Source organism: Streptomyces sp. DI166 (genome assembly GCF_900091315.1).
Taxonomy (GTDB): Bacteria; Actinomycetota; Actinomycetes; order Streptomycetales; family Streptomycetaceae; genus Streptomyces; species Streptomyces fuscus.
Map to the genome: position 1 here is coordinate 69,687 of NZ_FLSP01000029.1, position 16,857 is coordinate 86,543.

Annotated in this window: 14 protein-coding genes and 1 riboswitch; all 14 genes read right to left on the bottom strand. The window is 70.6% G+C overall.

All coding sequences use genetic code 11. The features are described from left to right. Nucleotides 1-20: 20 nt before the first annotated feature. The 14 genes from GA0115233_RS16565 to GA0115233_RS16630 all read right to left on the bottom strand — a co-directional run bounded on the left by GA0115233_RS16565 (nucleotide 21) and on the right by GA0115233_RS16630 (nucleotide 16,720). Nucleotides 21-1,310, bottom strand: coding sequence for an SAM-dependent methyltransferase (locus tag GA0115233_RS16565; RefSeq protein ID WP_093721012.1), 1,290 nt, complete (start codon nucleotides 1,308-1,310; stop codon nucleotides 21-23). Nucleotides 1,311-1,503: 193 nt separating this feature from the next. Further along, nucleotides 1,504-2,886 (bottom strand): NAD(P)/FAD-dependent oxidoreductase, encoded by a 1,383-nt coding sequence (locus GA0115233_RS16570; RefSeq protein ID WP_093720994.1) that lies wholly within the window; start codon nucleotides 2,884-2,886, stop codon nucleotides 1,504-1,506. Nucleotides 2,887-3,330: 444 nt separating this feature from the next. Continuing rightward, on the bottom strand, nucleotides 3,331-4,272 hold the full coding sequence (locus tag GA0115233_RS16575; RefSeq protein WP_093720995.1) for a Ppx/GppA phosphatase family protein: 942 nt from the start codon (nucleotides 4,270-4,272) through the stop codon (nucleotides 3,331-3,333). After that, complete coding sequence (locus GA0115233_RS16580) at nucleotides 4,269-4,799, bottom strand: DUF501 domain-containing protein (protein ID WP_093720996.1); 531 nt, start codon at nucleotides 4,797-4,799, stop codon at nucleotides 4,269-4,271. Before GA0115233_RS16580 ends, GA0115233_RS16575 begins: the two co-directional genes overlap by 4 nt. 27 nt (nucleotides 4,800-4,826) lie before the next feature. Then, nucleotides 4,827-5,303, bottom strand: coding sequence for an FtsB family cell division protein (locus GA0115233_RS16585; protein WP_093720997.1), 477 nt, complete (start codon nucleotides 5,301-5,303; stop codon nucleotides 4,827-4,829). Between the two features lie 95 nt (nucleotides 5,304-5,398). Continuing rightward, nucleotides 5,399-6,685 (bottom strand): phosphopyruvate hydratase, encoded by a 1,287-nt coding sequence (eno, locus tag GA0115233_RS16590; protein WP_093721013.1) that lies wholly within the window; start codon nucleotides 6,683-6,685, stop codon nucleotides 5,399-5,401. Between the two features lie 315 nt (nucleotides 6,686-7,000). After that, nucleotides 7,001-7,687: a LysM peptidoglycan-binding domain-containing protein gene (locus GA0115233_RS16595; protein WP_093720998.1), complete on the bottom strand. Its 687-nt coding sequence runs from the start codon at nucleotides 7,685-7,687 to the stop codon at nucleotides 7,001-7,003. Nucleotides 7,688-7,691: 4 nt separating this feature from the next. Then, a riboswitch (cyclic di-AMP (ydaO/yuaA leader) is annotated at nucleotides 7,692-7,872 on the bottom strand. Nucleotides 7,873-8,048: 176 nt separating this feature from the next. Further along, nucleotides 8,049-9,026: a LysM peptidoglycan-binding domain-containing protein gene (locus GA0115233_RS16600; protein WP_093720999.1), complete on the bottom strand. Its 978-nt coding sequence runs from the start codon at nucleotides 9,024-9,026 to the stop codon at nucleotides 8,049-8,051. 207 nt (nucleotides 9,027-9,233) lie between these two features. Next, on the bottom strand, nucleotides 9,234-10,577 hold the full coding sequence (locus tag GA0115233_RS16605) for a cytochrome P450 family protein (RefSeq protein ID WP_093721000.1): 1,344 nt from the start codon (nucleotides 10,575-10,577) through the stop codon (nucleotides 9,234-9,236). Further along, a complete protein-coding gene (locus GA0115233_RS16610) occupies nucleotides 10,574-12,682 on the bottom strand; it encodes a hypothetical protein (protein ID WP_176711807.1) in 2,109 nt (702 codons plus the stop codon). The genes GA0115233_RS16605 and GA0115233_RS16610 overlap by 4 nt, the downstream gene beginning before the upstream one ends. Before the next feature lie 162 nt (nucleotides 12,683-12,844). Next, nucleotides 12,845-13,831, bottom strand: a complete 987-nt coding sequence (locus tag GA0115233_RS16615) for a nucleoside triphosphate pyrophosphohydrolase (protein WP_093721002.1) — start codon at nucleotides 13,829-13,831, stop codon at nucleotides 12,845-12,847. Between the two features lie 232 nt (nucleotides 13,832-14,063). Beyond that, a complete protein-coding gene (locus tag GA0115233_RS16620) occupies nucleotides 14,064-14,720 on the bottom strand; it encodes a SurA N-terminal domain-containing protein (protein ID WP_093721003.1) in 657 nt (218 codons plus the stop codon). Between the two features lie 124 nt (nucleotides 14,721-14,844). Further along, nucleotides 14,845-15,234, bottom strand: a complete 390-nt coding sequence (locus GA0115233_RS16625; RefSeq protein ID WP_093721004.1) for a hypothetical protein — start codon at nucleotides 15,232-15,234, stop codon at nucleotides 14,845-14,847. After that, entirely contained in the window at nucleotides 15,227-16,720 is a 1,494-nt protein-coding gene (locus GA0115233_RS16630; protein WP_255310228.1) for a serine/threonine-protein kinase, read from the bottom strand. Before GA0115233_RS16630 ends, GA0115233_RS16625 begins: the two co-directional genes overlap by 8 nt. Between the last annotated feature and the right edge of the window lie 137 nt (nucleotides 16,721-16,857).

Below are 16,857 nucleotides of genomic sequence, written 5' to 3' on the forward strand. Positions count from 1 at the left end.
GAGGCGGGGCCCTTCGGCGTTCAGTTCCAGGTGCGGGCGCGCAGGGGCATTCCGGAGTCGCCGGAGTCGGGGGTGCGGACCGCGAGGATCTGGTTGACGCCGATGCGGTTGCGCTCGAAGGCGAGCGCGGAGGCGGCCATGTACAGGCGCCAGACCCGGGAGCGGCCGGGGCTGGTGAGCCGTACCGCGCGCGGCCAGTCGGCCTCCAGGCGGGCCACCCAGCGGCGCAGGGTGCGGGCGTAGTGCTCGCGGATCGCCTCCACGTCCCGCACCTCGAACCCGGCGCGCTCCAGCTGGGCGACGGTGACGCCGACGGGCTGGAGCTCGCCGTCGGGGAAGACGTAGGCGTCGATGAACTCGTCGACGTGGTACGTGGTTTCGTCGCGCTGCGGGCGGCGGGAGATCTGGTGGTTGAGCAGCCGTCCGCCGGGTTCCAGCAGCCCGTGCAGATGGGTGGCGTACTCCAGATAGCGCTGGGCGCCGACATGTTCGGCCATGCCGATGGAGGAGATCGCGTCGAAGGGGCCGTCCTTGAGGTCGCGGTAGTCCTGGACGCGGATCTCGACGCGGTCGGTGAGCCCCTCGTCGGCGGCGCGCTTGCGGGCGTAGGCGGCCTGTTCCTGGGAGAGGGTGATGCCGACGACGCTCACGCCGTACTCCTTGGCGGCGTGCAGGGCCATCGAGCCCCAGCCGCAGCCGACGTCCAGCAGCCGCATGCCGGGTCTCAGGCCGAGTTTGCGGCAGACCAGGTCGAGCTTGTCGTACTGGGCCGCTTCGAGGGTGTCGTCCGGGCCCTGCCAGTAGGCGCAGGAGTACACCATGGACGGGCCGAGGACGATCTCGTAGAAGTCGTTGCCGACGTCGTAGTGGTGGCTGATGGCGCGGCGGTCGGTGCGCTTGGTGTGGAGGTGGCCGCGGCGGCGGACCTCCTCCTCGGGGGGTGCGGGCGGCAGCGGGGTCCCGGCCATGGCGACCAGTCCCCGGACCGCGGCACGGACCTCGGGGTCGCGCAGTGCCTGGGTGAGCGAGCGGGCGTCCTCGCCGCGCTCCCAGATCAGACCGGAGAGCAGATCGAGGCAGGTGTAGAGGTCGCCCTCGATGTCGAGGTCGCCGGCCACCCAGGCGCGGGCGAGGCCGAGTTCGCCGGGCCTCCACAGCAGCCGACGCACGGCCCGGCGGTTGCGGACGACCAGCGCCGGCGCGCCCGGCGGCCCCGCCTGCGAACCGTCCCAGGCGCGGATGCGCACGGGGAGCGGCACTCCCAGCAACTGTTCGACGAGGCCCATCAGCCGCGGCGCGGCGTCTGCCATGGCGCACACCTCCATGACCCAGGAGAACGGGGATACCTGATGTCCAAGTACCCACGTAAACACCAACAGGGCGGCTGCGCAGTCCCCCGTCGGCGTTTTGGAGCACACGTGTCCCACGGGCCCGGGTACGCCGAAGGACCTCCCGCACCACGGATGGCGGAAGGTCCTTCGGGGTTTCGGCGACCTCAGGAGGTCAGGAGGCCTTGGCCTTCTCCTCGGTCTTCGGCGCGACGGCGGCCGGGGCCGGCTTGGCGGCCTCGTAGAACTCCTCGCGCGGGGACTCCAGCGCGCCGAGCGCCACGACCTCGCGCTTGAGGAACATGCCGAGCGTCCAGTCGGCGAAGACCCGGATCTTGCGGTTCCAGGTCGGCATCGCCAGGCCGTGGTAGCCGCGGTGCATGTACCACGCCAGCCGGCCCTTGAGCTTGATCTTGAACTTGCCGACGACGATCATCGCGACGCCCTTGTGCAGGCCCAGGCCCGCGACGGCGCCCTTGTTGGCGTGGCTGTACTCCTTCTGCGGGAAGCCCCGCATGCCGGACACCACGTTGTCGCCGAGGACCTTGGCCTGCCGCAGCGCGTGCTGCGCGTTCGGCGGGCACCAGGCGTTCTCGTTGCCGGCCTTGCGGCCGACCAGGTCCGGGACCTGGGCGTTGTCGCCCGCGGCCCAGATGTAGTCGGTGCCGGTGACCTGGAGCGTCGGCTGGCAGTCGACGTGACCGCGCGGGCCGAGCGGCAGACCGAAGCGGGAGAGCGCCGGGTTCGGCTTCACACCGGCGGTCCACACGATGGTGTTGGAGTCGACCTCCAGCCCGTTCTTCAGCACGACGTGGCCGTCGACGCAGGACTCCATGGAGGTGGACAGGTACACCTCGACCCCGCGGGCCTCCAGGTGCTCCTTGCCGTACTTGCCGAGCTTCGGGCCGACCTCGGGCAGGATCTTGTCGGCGGCGTCGACGAGGATGAAGCGCATGTCCTCGCGGGAGACGCTGGTGTAGTACTTGGCCGCGTCGCGGGCCATGTCCTCGACCTCGCCGATGGTCTCCGCGCCGGCGAAGCCGCCGCCGACGAAGACGAAGGTGAGCGCCTTGCGGCGGATCTCCTCATCGGTGGTGGAGTCGGCCTTGTCGAGCTGCTCCAGCACGTGGTTGCGCAGGCCGATGGCCTCCTCGATGCCCTTCATGCCGATGCCCTGCTCGGCGAGGCCGGGGATCGGGAAGGTGCGGGAGACCGCGCCCATCGCGATGACCAGGTAGTCGAACGGCAGCTCGTACGCCTCGCCCACCAGCGGGGCGATCGTGGCGACCTTGCGGTCCTGGTCGATGGTGGTGACCCGGCCGGTGAGGACCTCCGCCTTGGGCAGCACGCGCCGCAGCGGGACGACGACGTGGCGCGGGGAGATGTTGCCGGCGGCGGTTTCGGGAAGGAAGGGCTGGTAGGTCATGTACGACCGGGGGTCGACGACCGTGACGGTCGCCTCGCCGTAGCGCATCTTCTTCAGAATGCGCCGAGCTGCGTACAGTCCTACGTACCCACCGCCTACTACGAGGATCCTGGGACGCTCCGTGGTGCTCATGCCATCGAGTATCCACCCGCCTCAGGGGGGTGGCTCGTGCGCCCCTTCACAAGCTTGGGCAGGGGGTGTGTTATCCTCCCCGGCCCGCGTGATCCACATCATGCCGATGAGAGGGAACCGGCGCCCGGCGCCGACCGTTGTCAAGGGCGCGTGAGCTGCCTCTCCTTGCTTTCGAAGGCGCCGTGAGGGGTCCGAAACACTCCCGGAGAGCCGCTCCCGACGGGACACCCCTGCACCTCTTCTGAACATGTTCAAGGGGGTGTTGACCCCCCGGAAGGGCCAACCGGCCCCTTTACGGGGCACTGCCGGACCCAATTCCTTGTGAAGAACTTCACGAACTTTTCCGCGGGAGCGCGAACGACGGGCTCTCAAGGACCCCTCGAACCCGCTCAGACGCTACATGACCTGCTCAAGCGAACGCTACCGAGCAGTAACAAGTGGGAGCTACGCCACCGACCAAGCGATGCCGTCGAGGATGTCGTGCTCGCTCACGACGACCTCCTCGGCACCGATCCGCTCCATGATCGCCAGCAGTACGAGCGACCCGGCCCCGATCACGTCCACCCGCCCCGGGTGCATGGAGGGCACGGCGGCCCGCTCGGCGTGCGTGGAGCGCAGCAGCCACTCGGTGATCTCCCGGACCCGGTCGAGGGAGACCCGGGAGTGGTGGATACGGGCGGAGTCGTACTCGGGCAGCTCCTGGGCGATGGCGGAGACCGTGGTCACCGAGCCGGCCAGGCCCACCAGGGTGCGCGCCTCGCGCAGCGGCACGGTCCGCTCGGCGAGGTCGAGGGCGGCCTCGATGTCCGCGCGCATCGCCGCGATCTGCTCGGCGGTCGGCGGGTCGCTGACGGCGCCCTCGCGCACCAGGTGCCGCTCGGTCATCCGTACGCAGCCCACGTCCACCGAGCGGGCGGCGCGCACGTGGTCGTCGCCGACGACGAACTCCGTGGACCCGCCGCCGATGTCGACGACGAGATAGGGCTTGGGCAGGTGGTCGTGCCCGGTCAGTTCCTTGGTGGCGCCGGTGAAGGAGAACTCCGCCTCCTGGTCCCCGCTGATCACCTCGGGCTCCACGCCCAGGATCTCCATGACACCGCGTACGAAGTCGTCCCGGTTCTCCGCGTCCCGGGAGGCGGAGGTGGCCACGAACCGCACCCGCTCGGCGCCGTGCTCCTTGATGGCGGCCGCGTACTCCCGGCAGGCGGCGAAGGTCCGCTCCAGCGCCTCCGGCGCGAGCCTGCCGGTCCGGTCGACGCCCTGGCCGAGCCGCACGATGGTCATCCGGCGGTCCAGGTCGACCAGCTCGCCCGTGGCCGGGTCGCAGTCGGCGACCAGCAGACGGATGGAGTTCGTACCGCAGTCGACGGCGGCGACACGGCTCATCGGGCGTCCTCCTGAATCCCCGTTACACAGGCGCCCTTGCGCCACCACTCCGGCAGCATCGCCAGCGCCTCGTCACCCAGCGGGTTCACACCCGGCCCGGCGGCCAGCGAGTGCGCCACCAGGACGTGCAGGCACTTCACCCGGTCCGGCATACCGCCCGCGCTGGGGAAGCCCTTCAGCTCCTCGATCTCGTCCCGGCGCCGGATGTAGTCCTCGTGCGCGGCGCGGTAGGCGGCGGCCAGTTCGGGATCGGTGGCCAGCCGCTCCGTCATCTCCTTCATCACGCCCTCGGCCTCCAGCGTGCCGATGGCGGAGTTCGCCTTGGGGCACGTCAGGTAGTACAGCGTCGGGAAGGGTGTGCCGTCCGGCAGCCGGGGCGCCGTCTCCACCACGTCCGGCTGGCCGCAGGGGCAGCGGTGCGCGATGGCGCGCAGCCCGCGCGGCGGGCGGCCGAGCTGCTGCTGGAAGGCCGCGACGTCCGCGTCGGTGGGCTCGGTGCGCGGTGTGGTGGGCGGGGGCGTTTCCATAACGTCTTTACAGTCTTTCGTCTCTGTCTATCGGTCGGCGGCGTCGGACTTGTCGACCCCGTCCCAGACATTGGCGTACCAGGCGCGGTCGGCGGCGCCCTGGTCGGTGCGGGTGCGCTTGACGGCGTCCGGGTCGATCACGACGTACCCGGTCTCGCCCGGCATGACGTAGTGCAGCCGCTCCCGGATCCGCTGCTCCGCGTACGCGTCGTCCTTCCAGCGTGCCTTGAGGTCGCGCAGGTCCTCCACCCGCTGCCGGGCCTGCTCCCGCTGCTGCTCCAGATCGGCGATGTCGGCGCGCTGGGCGACGTACTGCCTTATCGGGTAGGCGAGGGCGACGACCAGGGAGCAGACGACGAGGGCGAGCAGGGCGGCGCGGCCGGTCAGCCGGGAGCGGCGGGCCTGCCGTTTGGTCTGGGAGCGGTAGACCCGGGCCGCGGTCTGCTCCCCGAGCAGCCTGATCCTGGTCGCGGTGGAGAACCGGTCCCGGTCCTTCACGGCCATCTGCCCCGCCTCCCGTTCCACACGCGTACGTCCCCGCACACGGTACGGGACCGAGTACGGGGACGTACGTACGACTGGCTACCCCTGGGCGGTGATCAGCCCTTGAAGCGGGGGAACGCCGAGCGGCCGGCGTACACCGCGGCGTCGTCGAGGATCTCCTCGATGCGCAGCAGCTGGTTGTACTTGGCCACGCGCTCGGAGCGGGCCGGGGCGCCGGTCTTGATCTGGCCGCAGTTGGTGGCGACGGCCAGGTCGGCGATGGTGACGTCCTCGGTCTCGCCGGAGCGGTGGGACATCATGCACTTGAAGCCGCTGCGCTGGGCCAGCTCCACGGCGTCCAGGGTCTCGGTGAGCGAGCCGATCTGGTTCACCTTGACCAGGAGGGCGTTGGCGGTGCCCTCCTCGATGCCGCGGGCGAGGCGCTCGGGGTTGGTGACGAACAGGTCGTCGCCGACCAGCTGGACCTTGTCGCCGAGCTTGTCGGTGATGACCTTCCAGCCCGCCCAGTCGTCCTCGAACAGCGGGTCCTCGATGGAGACGAGCGGGTAGGCCGCCACGAGCTCCTCGTAGTACTCCGTCATCTCGGCGGCGGAGCGCTCCTTGCCCTCGAAGAGGTACTTGCCGTCCTTGTAGAACTCGGAGGCGGCGACGTCGAGGGCCAGGGCGATCTGCTCGCCGGGGGTGTAACCGGCCTCCTTGATCGCCTCAAGGATGAGGTCGAGGGCCTCGCGGTTGGAGCCGAGGTTCGGGGCGAAGCCGCCCTCGTCGCCGAGGCCGGTGGACAGGCCGCGGCCCTTCAGCACCTTCTTGAGGGTGTGGTAGACCTCGGTGCCCCAGCGCAGCGCCTCGGAGAAGGACTCCGCGCCGATCGGGGCGATCATGAACTCCTGGATGTCCACGTTGGAGTCGGCGTGCGAGCCGCCGTTCAGGATGTTCATCATCGGGACGGGCAGCAGGTGGGCGTTGGGGCCGCCCAGGTAGCGGAAGAGCGGGAGGTCGCTGGCCTCGGAGGCGGCGTGGGCGACGGCGAGCGAGACGCCGAGGATGGCGTTGGCGCCGAGGGAGCCCTTGTTGTCGGTGGCGTCCAGGTCGAACATGGCCTGGTCGATCAGGCGCTGCTCGGTGGCGTCGTAGCCGACCAGCTCGGGGCCGATCTGCTCGATGACGGCGAGGACGGCCTTCTCGACACCCTTGCCCTGGTAGCGGTTCGGGTCGCCGTCGCGAAGCTCGATGGCCTCGAAAGCACCGGTGGAGGCACCGGAGGGAACGGCGGCACGACCCGTGCTGCCGTCGTCGAGGCCGACCTCGACCTCGACCGTGGGGTTGCCTCGGGAGTCCAGGATTTCCCGGGCTACGACGACGTCGATGGACGGCACGAGCATCTCCTTCATGGGATGTGACGCTTAAGGTGCGGGGCACGTGAGCCTTGCGACTAGAGCCTAACCGCCTGAGGGACTTCGGCCAGCCGACCGACCGTCCCGTGGACAAGGACAGACGGTACCCATTGTTTCTTCACGGAACAAAGGATCGGTGGCGGGTGCAATGAAGGGGACCCCGGTACGGAGAAAAGCCCCGCCCCGGTGCGTACGGGGGAACACGCACCGGGACGGGGAGCCCGTGGGGACGGGGGTGGCCCTCACGGGGGGCCTCCAGTATGGGGGAGGCCGGTATGAGCGGCCTGTGGTCCGGCTATCGGATCACTTGAGGTGGAGCTGCTGACCGGGGTAGATCAGGTCGGCGTCCGCGACGATGTCCTTGTTCAGCTTGTACAGCTTCTGCCAGCCGCCCTTGACGTCGTGCTCCTCGGCGATGGTGCTGAGGGTGTCGCCCTTGACGACCTTGTACTCGCCGTCACCCTTCTTGACCTTCTTGCCGGTCGGGGTGGTGACGGTCTTCTGGGCCTTCTTCTCGGCCTTCTGCGTCTTCTGGGCCGGGCGCTCGGCGGTGCGGGAGGCCGGCTGCTCCTCGGTGGCCCGCGGCGCGGGGGTGGTGGCGGCGGCGCCGGTGTACGGCGTGCTCGACAGGTTCACACCGCAGTGCGGCCAGGCGCCCTTGCCCTGACCGGCGAGGACCTTCTCGGCGATCGCGATCTGCTGGGCCTTGGAGGCCTGGTCGGCGGTGGCGGCGTACTGCGTGCCGCCGTACGCGGCCCAGGTGGAGGCGGAGAACTGCAGACCGCCGTAGTAGCCGTTGCCGGTGTTGATGGACCAGTTTCCGCCGGACTCGCACTGGGCGACGGCGTCCCACTCGGAGGCGGTGGCGGCGGAGGCGTTGCCGGCCGCCATCAGCGGGGCGGCGACGGCGGCGCCGGTGACACCGGCGATGACGATGGCGCGAGTGGCCTTGGACGGACGACGGTGCTTGCCCTTGCCGGAAAACAGCATGGATCGATCCCCTCACCGACGCCTGCGAGGTGAGCTGTCGGGTTCGGGCCGGTTGAGTTGCCCGGCCGCGCACTCGTGCGGTGCGCGGCTTCACCCCTAGCCGGTGCCGGCGGTCGAGTTGCCTCAACTGCCGGTTCCGGCACTTACCTTGGGTCCCCCGCTCCTGCCTACGGCGCTTGACGCGACGACTGTTCCCGTACGGCCGCTGGCAGGATTCGGCGTTGCGGCAGCCGGGGCTCGTGTTGGCGAGCGGTCCTGACCGTAGACACGCGATCCGCGGAATTTCAAAGACGATCAGGGCTTCTGAGACTCATCCCACAGTCTCGCCAAAACGGGCATTCAGCATCAAACGTGACGTCAACTACTGCTGGTTTTCGACCGTTTCGCCCTCAAGATCAAGGGTCTGACCGGGCACGATGTGGTCCGGGTCGGCGCCGATGGTCTCCTTGTTCGCGGCATAGAGCCCGCGCCAGCCGCCGTCCACCTCAAAGGAGTCGGCGATACCGACGAGGCTGTCGCCGTCCCGCACGACGTACGCGTCGGCGGCGCTCTCGTCGGCGGGCTCACCGCGGTGGCGGCCGGTTCCGGCGCCCGTTTCGGTCTCGATGAGGGCGGAATCACTCTCGGTTTGGCCGGAGTTGTCCGAGTTGCCCCGGCCCGGGGTTGCCGTGAGGTCGTCCTCGGACTCCTGGGAGGGGTCACTCTCGGACGAGTTGGAGGGGTCGGTGGATTCCATCGAGTCGCCCGATTCCACCTCTTCGGTGGACTTGTCCGACTTGGTGGAGTTGTCCGCACCCTGAGAGTCGGACTCGTTCACGGAACCGCCGTCGACGGAGTCCAGCAGATCGGACGAGCTGGATGAGCTGGAAGAGTTGGACGAACCAGCCGACCCGGACGAACCGGAGTTGCCGGGCGAAGCGGACTCTTCCTCGGCGATACCCGTGTCGACGTCGGCCGCGTCCGAATCGACCTCAAGACCGGACAGCGGGCCACAGGTCGGCCAGGCGGCCAGACCCTGGTCGGCGAGGATGCGCTCGGCGACGGCTATCTGCTGGGAGCGGCTGGCCTGGTCGGCACTGGGCGCGTACGTCGTACCGCCGTACTGCTCCCAGTTCTCCTGGGTGACCTGGAGGCCGCCGTAGTAGCCGTTCCCGCTGTCCTGGCTCCAGTAGCCACCGCTCTCGCACTCCGCCACCCGGTCCCAGGTGGTGCCGTCGGCGGCGCTCGCGCCGGATGCGCCGAGCAGCGGGATGGCGATTGCGGAGCCGGTCACTCCGGCCGCGACGAAGAGGGCCGGAGCCTGGCGGGGGCGACGGTGACGACCGTTCCCGGAGAGCATGCGGGGACCTTTCGGAGACAGCAGGGACCGCGCGCCGCCCGTGAACCGAGGCGTCGCGCTGACGAGTGAACGTATAGGCAGACGATCACTTGTCACAAGTTAATGCCGCACAGATCACGTGAAGATCACAAACTTGAGTGCGTGTCATGTTTGCGTACCGCCCGTATCGTCCCTTGCTTGCGGCGTGGGCGAGTTGTGGTCGAGCGGTCAGCGGCTCGGTGTGAACTCGACCGGCAGCGTGCGCAGTCCACGCATGATGAGCCCGCCGCGCCAGCGCAGATCGGCCGGTTCGGCGGCGAGCCGAAGGTCCGGCAGCCGGGTGAGGAGCGTGGCCAGCGCGGTCTGTCCCTCCAGCCGGGCGAGCGGGGCGCCCAGGCAGTAGTGGATGCCGTGCCCGTATCCCAGATGCTGGTTGTCGCGCCGGGCGAGGTCGAGCGTGTCGGGGTCCGCGAACCGCGCCGGGTCCCGGTCCGCGGCGGCCAGGACGACCAGCACGGGGTCGCCGGGTGCGATGTCCTGGCCGCCGATGGTCAGGGGGCGGGTGGCGAACCGCCAGGTGGCCAGCTCCACGGGGCCGTCGTAGCGCAGCAGTTCCTCGACTCCGGTCTCCAGCAGGTCCGTCTCCTTCCTGGCGAGGGAGGCCTGGAGCCGTGCGCGCTGGTCGGGGTGGGTGAGCAGGGCGTAGGTGCCGTTGCCGATGAGGTTGACGGTCGTCTCGAACCCGGCGAACAGCAGGATGAACGCCATCGCCGCGGCCTCGTTCTCGGTGAGGTGTTCGCCGTGGTCGGAGGCGCGGATGAGGCCCGAGATCAGGTCCTCGCCGGGGGCGGGTTCGGCGGGCAGCGCGGCGCGCTTGCGGTGGATGAGGTCGGCCAGATAGCCGCGCATCTTCTTCACGGACCGGGCGACCCCGCCGCGCGGTCCGCCCTGATGCCGGATCATCATGCCCGCCCAGTCCCGGAAGTCGTCCTGGTCCTCGCGCGGGACGCCAAGCAGGTCGCAGATGGCGTAGATGGGGAGCGGGAAGGCGAACTCGTGGATGAGGTCGGCGCTGCCCTTCTCCGCGAACCCGTCGATGAGGTGGTCGGTCAGCTCCTGCACACGCGGCGCGAACTCCGCGACCCTGCGGGGCGTGAACGCCTTGCTGACCAGCCGGCGCAGACGGGTGTGGTCCGGCGGGTCGATGTTCAGCAGATGCGTCATCAGCTCGGCCTTGCGCTCACCGGGGATACCGGTCTTGCCCTTGGCGTGCGCGGGCTCGTCGTGGTGCTCGGGGTTCTTGCTGAGCCGCTGGTCGGCCAGGGCCTGCTTGGCATCGGCGTAACGCGTGACCAGCCAAGCCTCCACACCGCTGGGCAACGTGGTCCGGTGCACGGGGGCGTGCTCACGCAGCCAGGTGTAGGCGGGGTAGGGGTTGGCGGCGAAGTCCCAGGTGAAGAGCGTGGGGGCCGTTTCGCCGGGTGAGGTGTGGGGCGCGGGGTGGGGGGAGGCCGGAGCGGGGCCGTCGGGGGAGGTTGCGCGGTGCTTGTCGGGGGTGGAGTGGTTGGTCACTCCTTGACGGTATCCGGCGGGGTGGCGGGGGCTCGGTCGAGGAGGATGTCGAGGGCTCGGTGGATGGCATGCTCGGCCGTCAGGGCCGGGTCGGGGATGACGGGCGTCGTCAGGTCGGTGGCGCCGGGGTGTGCCAGGGCGGCCTGGAGCTTCTCGTCCTTCAGTGCCGTCCGGAGCGCGGGGAGGAGTTGCGCCGCGGAGGCATTGCCCTGCTCGGCCGCCACGCCGAGCCAGTGCAGCGCGCGCACCAGGAGGAGGAAGCCCAGCTCCTGCGCCGGGTCGGGGTTCCCCGCCTCGGCCGCCGTCTGTATATAGGGGAGCGCTTTGGTCAACTCGCCCTTCTCCAGGAGGAGATAGCGGCCGAGCATATGGGCCTGGCTCGCGTCCGCCTCCCCCACCCTGCGCCACCAGTGCTCCGCCTCGGAACCGTCACCGAGCCAGGTCGACAGTGTGGCGAGGAGTGCGGGGGCGGCGGGGTCCTCGCCGGTCTCGGCCCAGTGCTGCACGGTGCGGAGGGCCCTGCAGAACACCCTGTGGCGGTCGGGCAAGCGGTACAGCTTCGTCATCCAGGCCACCGCTTCCCACACCGACAAGGTGAGGGGCGGCGAGTCCGGGCAGCGCGTCGTGTCCTCCACCAGCGGGGCTGCCGCGCGCCAGGTCCCCTCCTCGTCCCCGGGCACAAGCAGCCCGCAGACCCCCAGCCGAGGTCTCTTCGCCCAGTCCAGGTCCTCCTGCCGGAGAGGAAGTTCCAGCCTGACGTCGCTTCCGTAGATCTGGCGCACGTTGATCAGGAAGTCCCAGGTCTCTTCCGAGAGCCCGCTGGTGATGGCCCCGCAGCGGGCGGCGTCGATGGCTGCCCGCACCAACAGATGCGCGGTGGCCCGCCCACCGGGCCGACTCGCCCGGCGCCATTCCTCCCACAGGTCGGGGCCCACCGACAGGAACCGGGTGACCCCCAGGAACATCCGCCACCGGAACGCGCCTTTGAGCCGCGGGTCCCTTTCCTCCGACAGCCGCGCGAGTTCCGCCTTACTCCACTCGCAGGTCAGATCCACGGTGCGGGCGCCCCGCAACGCACGCGCCGTCTGGTCTTTGCCGAAGCGGTGCGTGTCGTACGCCGCGTCCGGCATCGTCGCCAGCACGAGCACGCCCTCATGGGGGAGCTGCGCCAACGGACGCGCCACCAGCGCCGGTTCGTCGAAATGCCTCTCCAGGTCGTCGAGCCACACCACGTACGTTCCCGTACGGTCCCGTCCGCGCAGGGCGGCGGGCAGCTCCCGCAGATCCGTGCCCGGGTGGGCGATGAACACCCGGGTGTCCGGGCCGGCGTTGCGCTCCAGCGCGGCCCAGGCGGTGGCCGTCTTCCCGGCGAGCGGCTCCCCGGTGACGACGACCAGCCCGCCCTCCTTCAACCCCTTCGCCACCAGCCGGTCGAGTTCGGGGTCCCGGTCGCGCGGGACGTACGGCGGCAACTGGGGTTCGTCGTCGAAGCAGCTGACGGGGTGGATGCCGACGGCGCCGCGCCGCAACTCGCTGAGCCGGGGCCAGAAGTCCGCGAGGGCGGGCGGTGAGGACGGGTAGTGGTTGTTGTTGTACTGCACGCCGATCACGGGGCCGTTGACATGGGCGTGCCGGTAGTCGATGTGGTCCTGGGCGTACGGGGGTTGGGCGGGCTCGGGTGAGGTGGGCGCGGGGTCGGGGTCCGGGCCGGAGTCGGGGCCGGGGCCGGGGTCGGGGTCGGGGCCAGGAGGTAATGGGCTGCTGAGCAGGTCGGCGAACAGGTCGCCGAGCGATGGCGCATGCCCGTTCCCCTCCGGGATGACAAAGCCGGCGCTCACCGGTGTCGGACCGGCGCCGAGGACGTCGCCGCACTCCCCGCAGTAGATGTCGCGGTGCTCCACCCGGCTCTCGCAGGACGGGCAGGAGGTGATGTCGCTCTGCCGGAAGTCCCTGATGAAGCGGTTGACGTCAGCGGCGATGATCTCCTTCGTGAACGCCTCACGGATCCTGTCCCGCCAGATCCGGGCGGCGTCCCGCGGCGGCAGTGTCCCGCCGCACACGCCGCCCCGGTGTTCCTCCAGGTCCGCGCTCACGTCCTGCTTCATGGCCCGCTTGTAGAGGTGGACAAACGCCCGCTTCGCCCCGCTCTCCCAGCCCTCGGAGCACATTGACGACACCAGAACCCCGGCCGCCGCAGCCGCCAAATCGTCCAACACGCCCGACATGTATGCCCCCGTGCCCCAGAGCCAGCTCTGTGCGTAACCGTACTAACCTTCCAGCCCCTCGGCAGCCCGCACAGCATCCCGGTAGGCCCGTCCCGCGGCTCTCAGTGCCGCCTCCGGATCGACGCCCTCGGCCTCGGCGCGCACCGCGAGGGCGAGGAGTTCGTAGCCGATGCCGTCGGTGCTCGGCAGGGGTACGTCCAGACCTGCGGTTCTGACCCGGGAAGCCAGCTTCGCGGCGAGGGCGAGGCCGGGCTGGCCGAGGGGGATGCCGTCGGTGACCGACTCCCTCTGCTTCTCCTGCGCCTTGGTGCGCAGCCAGTGCTGCTTGACCTCCTCGGGGGTGCTGGCGGTCTCGTCGCCGAAGACATGCGGGTGACGGTGGATCAGTTTGCTGACGATCGTGCCCGCGACGTCGTCGATGGAGAAGGGGGCGTCGGGGTCCTCCTCGGCGATACGGGCGTGGAAGACCACTTGGAGGAGCACGTCCCCCAGTTCCTCGCGCAGTTCGTCGCGGTCGCCCTCCTCGATCGCCTCGACGAGTTCGTAGGCCTCCTCGATGCCGTACTTGGCCAGCCCCTTGTGGGTCTGCTGCGAGGACCAGGGGCACTCGGCGCGGATGCGGTCCATGACCTGGACGAGGTCGAGGAGCCGGGCGCCGGGCAAGTCGTAGGAGGCGGGCAGCAGTTCCAGCTCCGGCATGGACACCCGGCCGGAACCGGCGAGCCGGGCGAGGCCGTCGGTCAGTGCCGGTTCGCCCTCTCCGGTCGCCACGACCACGACGGTGCGTCCGCCGGCGCAGGCGTCGACCAGTTCCTCCGCGGTCGGGGACGCCTCGACCACCCGTATCCCGGCCTCACGCAGGTACGGCAGCTGGGGGTGCGCGCCGTCCGCGCACAGCACGCTGTCGGCGGAGCGCAGCGCCTGCCAGGCGGGCCAGGAGAGCAGGCCGGGGGCGACGCGGTGGCTGGTGGTGAGCAGGACGATCCGGCCGGTGGCGGCCGGGGCGGCTTCGGGGCTGGTGGTGTTCACGGTTCGAAGCTAACGCACGGCGTGGACGGGGTCTGGGCGGTTGTCCACAGGCAGGGGGATGGGTGTGATCGTATGACTGCGGAGTGTGATGCGCCCTGCGCTGCCCGGACCGCGGGTGGCGGATGGCGGATGGCGGGCGGCGAATGGCTGATGGCGGACCGCGGGCGGCGGATGGCGGGTGCGGCGTACCGTTCCGCCAGCTCGGCGTCACCGCACCACCGCACCCGATCGCCTACGTCGGCTGCTGTTCCGAACCCGCCGCCGTCACCTCGCGCACCCACGGCGTCTTGGCGTCGGCGCGGCTGCTCTTCTCCACGTCCCAGGTGCCGTAGCGCGGGTTGAGGTCGATGTCGAGCTTCTTGGACGCCACGGACAGGGCCTTCCAGAACTCCGGACGGCTGGGGTCGGTGCCGAGCTTGGCGGCGAGCTTCTGCGCCTCCAGCTGGAGCCGGAGGTTGTCGTCCAGGTGCTTCGGGGCTACCCCGTACTCCTGGAGCCAGGCCGTCTCCAGCGCCTCGGCGCCACCGACCTGCTGTTCGAGGCCGCTGCGCATCCGCTGGATCTCCTTGCGGCTGACCGTGACGCCGGCGTCCTGGGCGGCCTGGTGCAGCACCCGCTCCAGCACCATGCCGTGCAGGGTGTCGCGGGTGAGGCTGCCGGTCCGGGCCACGGTCTGGGCGTACTGTGCCTCGTCCGCCACGGCCGCGCGCTGGGCGGCGCGCACCTCGTTCACCCTGTTCTCCAGCTGGGAGACGGTGATCCTCTGGTCCCCGACGACGGCCGCCGCGCCCGGATGCGCATCGTTTCCGCAGGCGGTCAGGACGGGCGCCGCCGCGATGGCGGCGGAGAGGAGGAGCGCGGTGCGACGGCGGCTGTTGCGGCGGTGCAAGGAAACCTCCCGAGGAGCTTGTGCGACGGTGCACAAAGTCTTGCGATGATCGATGGTAGGCAGTGGCCAAGCTCTGGCCAACCCATTCGACCAACGATTCACCAGGACTTCGGGCACCGGCACATCAGCCGTCGGCGTCCCTCCGGGCGCCGGGAGGGAATTCGTTGCCGTCGCGGTCGGCGACCGTGGCGAACCAGGAGGTGGCCCAGACGGTCAGCCGGCCCGGCTCGTGGACCGTCTCGAACGGGTGGTCGTTCCACACCCCGTACGAGGTGACGTACACCGCCTCCCCCGGCCGGAGCCAGTAGTCCTGCCCGAACGGCTCCAGCCAGAGCTCCAGCCACCCCTCGCCGTCGTTCTGCACGAGCATCGGCACGGGGTTGCCGAGCCGCTGGATCGCCTCGAAGCCGAAGTCCCCGGCGTCGGGCATGTTCGCGTCCAGCGGGGCGATGATCCGCTCGATCGCCGCCCGGCGCTCCGCCGGGTCCGGGCGCTCGTCGTCCTCGCTAGCCACGCATCTGCCCCAGCCACTGAAGCGTCCGGCGGATCTCCGCCGCCATGGGGTGGGCGGGGCCCTTGATGCGCTCCACGTCGTGGAGCAGACGTACGAGGGTCTCGTGGGCGGCGCCCCGGTCGCCGAGGGCGAGCAGGAGGTGGCCGATGCGGCGGCGCACGTCGTGCGCCAGCTCGGGGTCCCCGGACACGTACTGGTTCTCGTAGTACGGCAGCAGCGACCGGTACTCGCTGAGCGCCGCCGCCGGGTCGCCGAGCTGTTCCAGGCACTGGGCCGCGTCGTAGCGGAAGCGCAGGGACTGGGGGTCGGCGTGGCCGGCCTCGGCGGCGCGTTCGGCGGCCAGGGAGCGCAGGACGGGCAGCGCGCGCCGGTACTGACCGTCGTCCATGAGCGTGGCCGCGTACTGCTTGCGCAGGGTGCGTACGACGGGCGAGTGCTCGCCGTGCTGCTCGGCGGCGACCGGGAGGATCGCGCCGAGGATGTCGACGGCCTGGGTGATGCGGCCCTCGCCGAGGAGACGCTTGACCTCGTCCACCGCGCGGGCGACGTCCGGCTTCTCGGCGGCGGGCGCGACCGGGGTGGCGGGGGCGGGCTGGGGCGCGGGAGTGCGCGCGCGGTCCGGCCAGGGGGCGTGCGGGCGCAAGAAGGGGCGCGTGGGGTCCAGAGGCGCCCCGGTGGGCGTCCCGCGCGCGGGCAGGAGCGCCGCCAGGTCCTCGTACACCTCCTGCGCGGACGACGGGCGGTGCTGCGGGTCCTTGGCGAGCAGGCGCAGGACGAGCGCTTCGAGCGCCTCGGGCACCTCGGGGCGCAGCCGGCGCACTGGGAGCGGGGGCTCGTACAGGTGCCGGTGCAGCACCCCGAGCGCGGTGGAGCCGGAGAACGGCACGTCGCCGCTGAGCAGTTCGTGCATGAGCACACCGAGGGCGTACAGGTCGGTGTACGGGCCGACCGCGCCGCCCATCGCCTGCTCGGGCGCCATGTAGGCGGGCGAGCCGATGGGCGTGCCGGTGTGGGTGAGGCGGGTGGTGTCGGCGTCCATGACAGAGGCGACACCGAGGTCGAGGACGGTGACGGTGCCGTCCTGCTTCACCATGACGTTGCGCGGTTTGAGGTCGCGGTGGACGATCGGCACGGCGTGCACGGCGCTCAGCACGGCGCACAGTTGCGCGGCGACCGCGACCGCCCACTGCCAGGGGTACGGGTCGTGCTCGGCGAGGTGGTCGGAGAGGTCCGCGCCGTCGACGTACTGCATGACGAGGAACAGCTCCTCGCCCTCACTGCCCGCGTCGTGCACGGTGACCAGCCCGGGGTGGTCGACCTGCGCGGTCACCCGGCACTCGCGCATGAACCGGCGGCGCAGTTCCTCCGCCTCCTGGCCCGCGACCTTGTCGGGGCGCAGCAGCTTCACCGCCACGCGCCGGTCGAGCCGCCGGTCGTAGGCCGTCCAGACCTGGCCCATGCCGCCCTGTCCGATGAGCGTGGACAGTTCGTACCGGCCGGCGACGGTCCGTCCTGTCGCCACGCTCACCTTCCGCCCTCGGTGTCGCCGCTGCCGTTGCCGTCGTGGTGGCGCAGGTAGTCACTGAGCTCGTCCAGCTCGGCGCGCACCTGGTCGATGCGCGC

Excerpts from the sequence above, each read along its gene's own strand:
- GA0115233_RS16565 (WP_093721012.1), bottom strand. The coding sequence starts at position 1,310 with ATGGCAGACGCCGCGCCGCGGCTGATGGGCCTCGTCGAACAGTTGCTG.
- GA0115233_RS16570 (WP_093720994.1), bottom strand. The coding sequence starts at position 2,886 with ATGAGCACCACGGAGCGTCCCAGGATCCTCGTAGTAGGCGGTGGGTAC.
- GA0115233_RS16575 (WP_093720995.1), bottom strand. The coding sequence starts at position 4,272 with ATGAGCCGTGTCGCCGCCGTCGACTGCGGTACGAACTCCATCCGTCTG.
- GA0115233_RS16580 (WP_093720996.1), bottom strand. The coding sequence starts at position 4,799 with ATGGAAACGCCCCCGCCCACCACACCGCGCACCGAGCCCACCGACGCG.
- GA0115233_RS16585 (WP_093720997.1), bottom strand. The coding sequence starts at position 5,303 with ATGGCCGTGAAGGACCGGGACCGGTTCTCCACCGCGACCAGGATCAGG.
- eno (WP_093721013.1), bottom strand. The coding sequence starts at position 6,685 with ATGCTCGTGCCGTCCATCGACGTCGTCGTAGCCCGGGAAATCCTGGAC.
- GA0115233_RS16595 (WP_093720998.1), bottom strand. The coding sequence starts at position 7,687 with ATGCTGTTTTCCGGCAAGGGCAAGCACCGTCGTCCGTCCAAGGCCACT.
- GA0115233_RS16600 (WP_093720999.1), bottom strand. The coding sequence starts at position 9,026 with ATGCTCTCCGGGAACGGTCGTCACCGTCGCCCCCGCCAGGCTCCGGCC.
- GA0115233_RS16610 (WP_176711807.1), bottom strand. The coding sequence starts at position 12,682 with ATGAAGCAGGACGTGAGCGCGGACCTGGAGGAACACCGGGGCGGCGTG.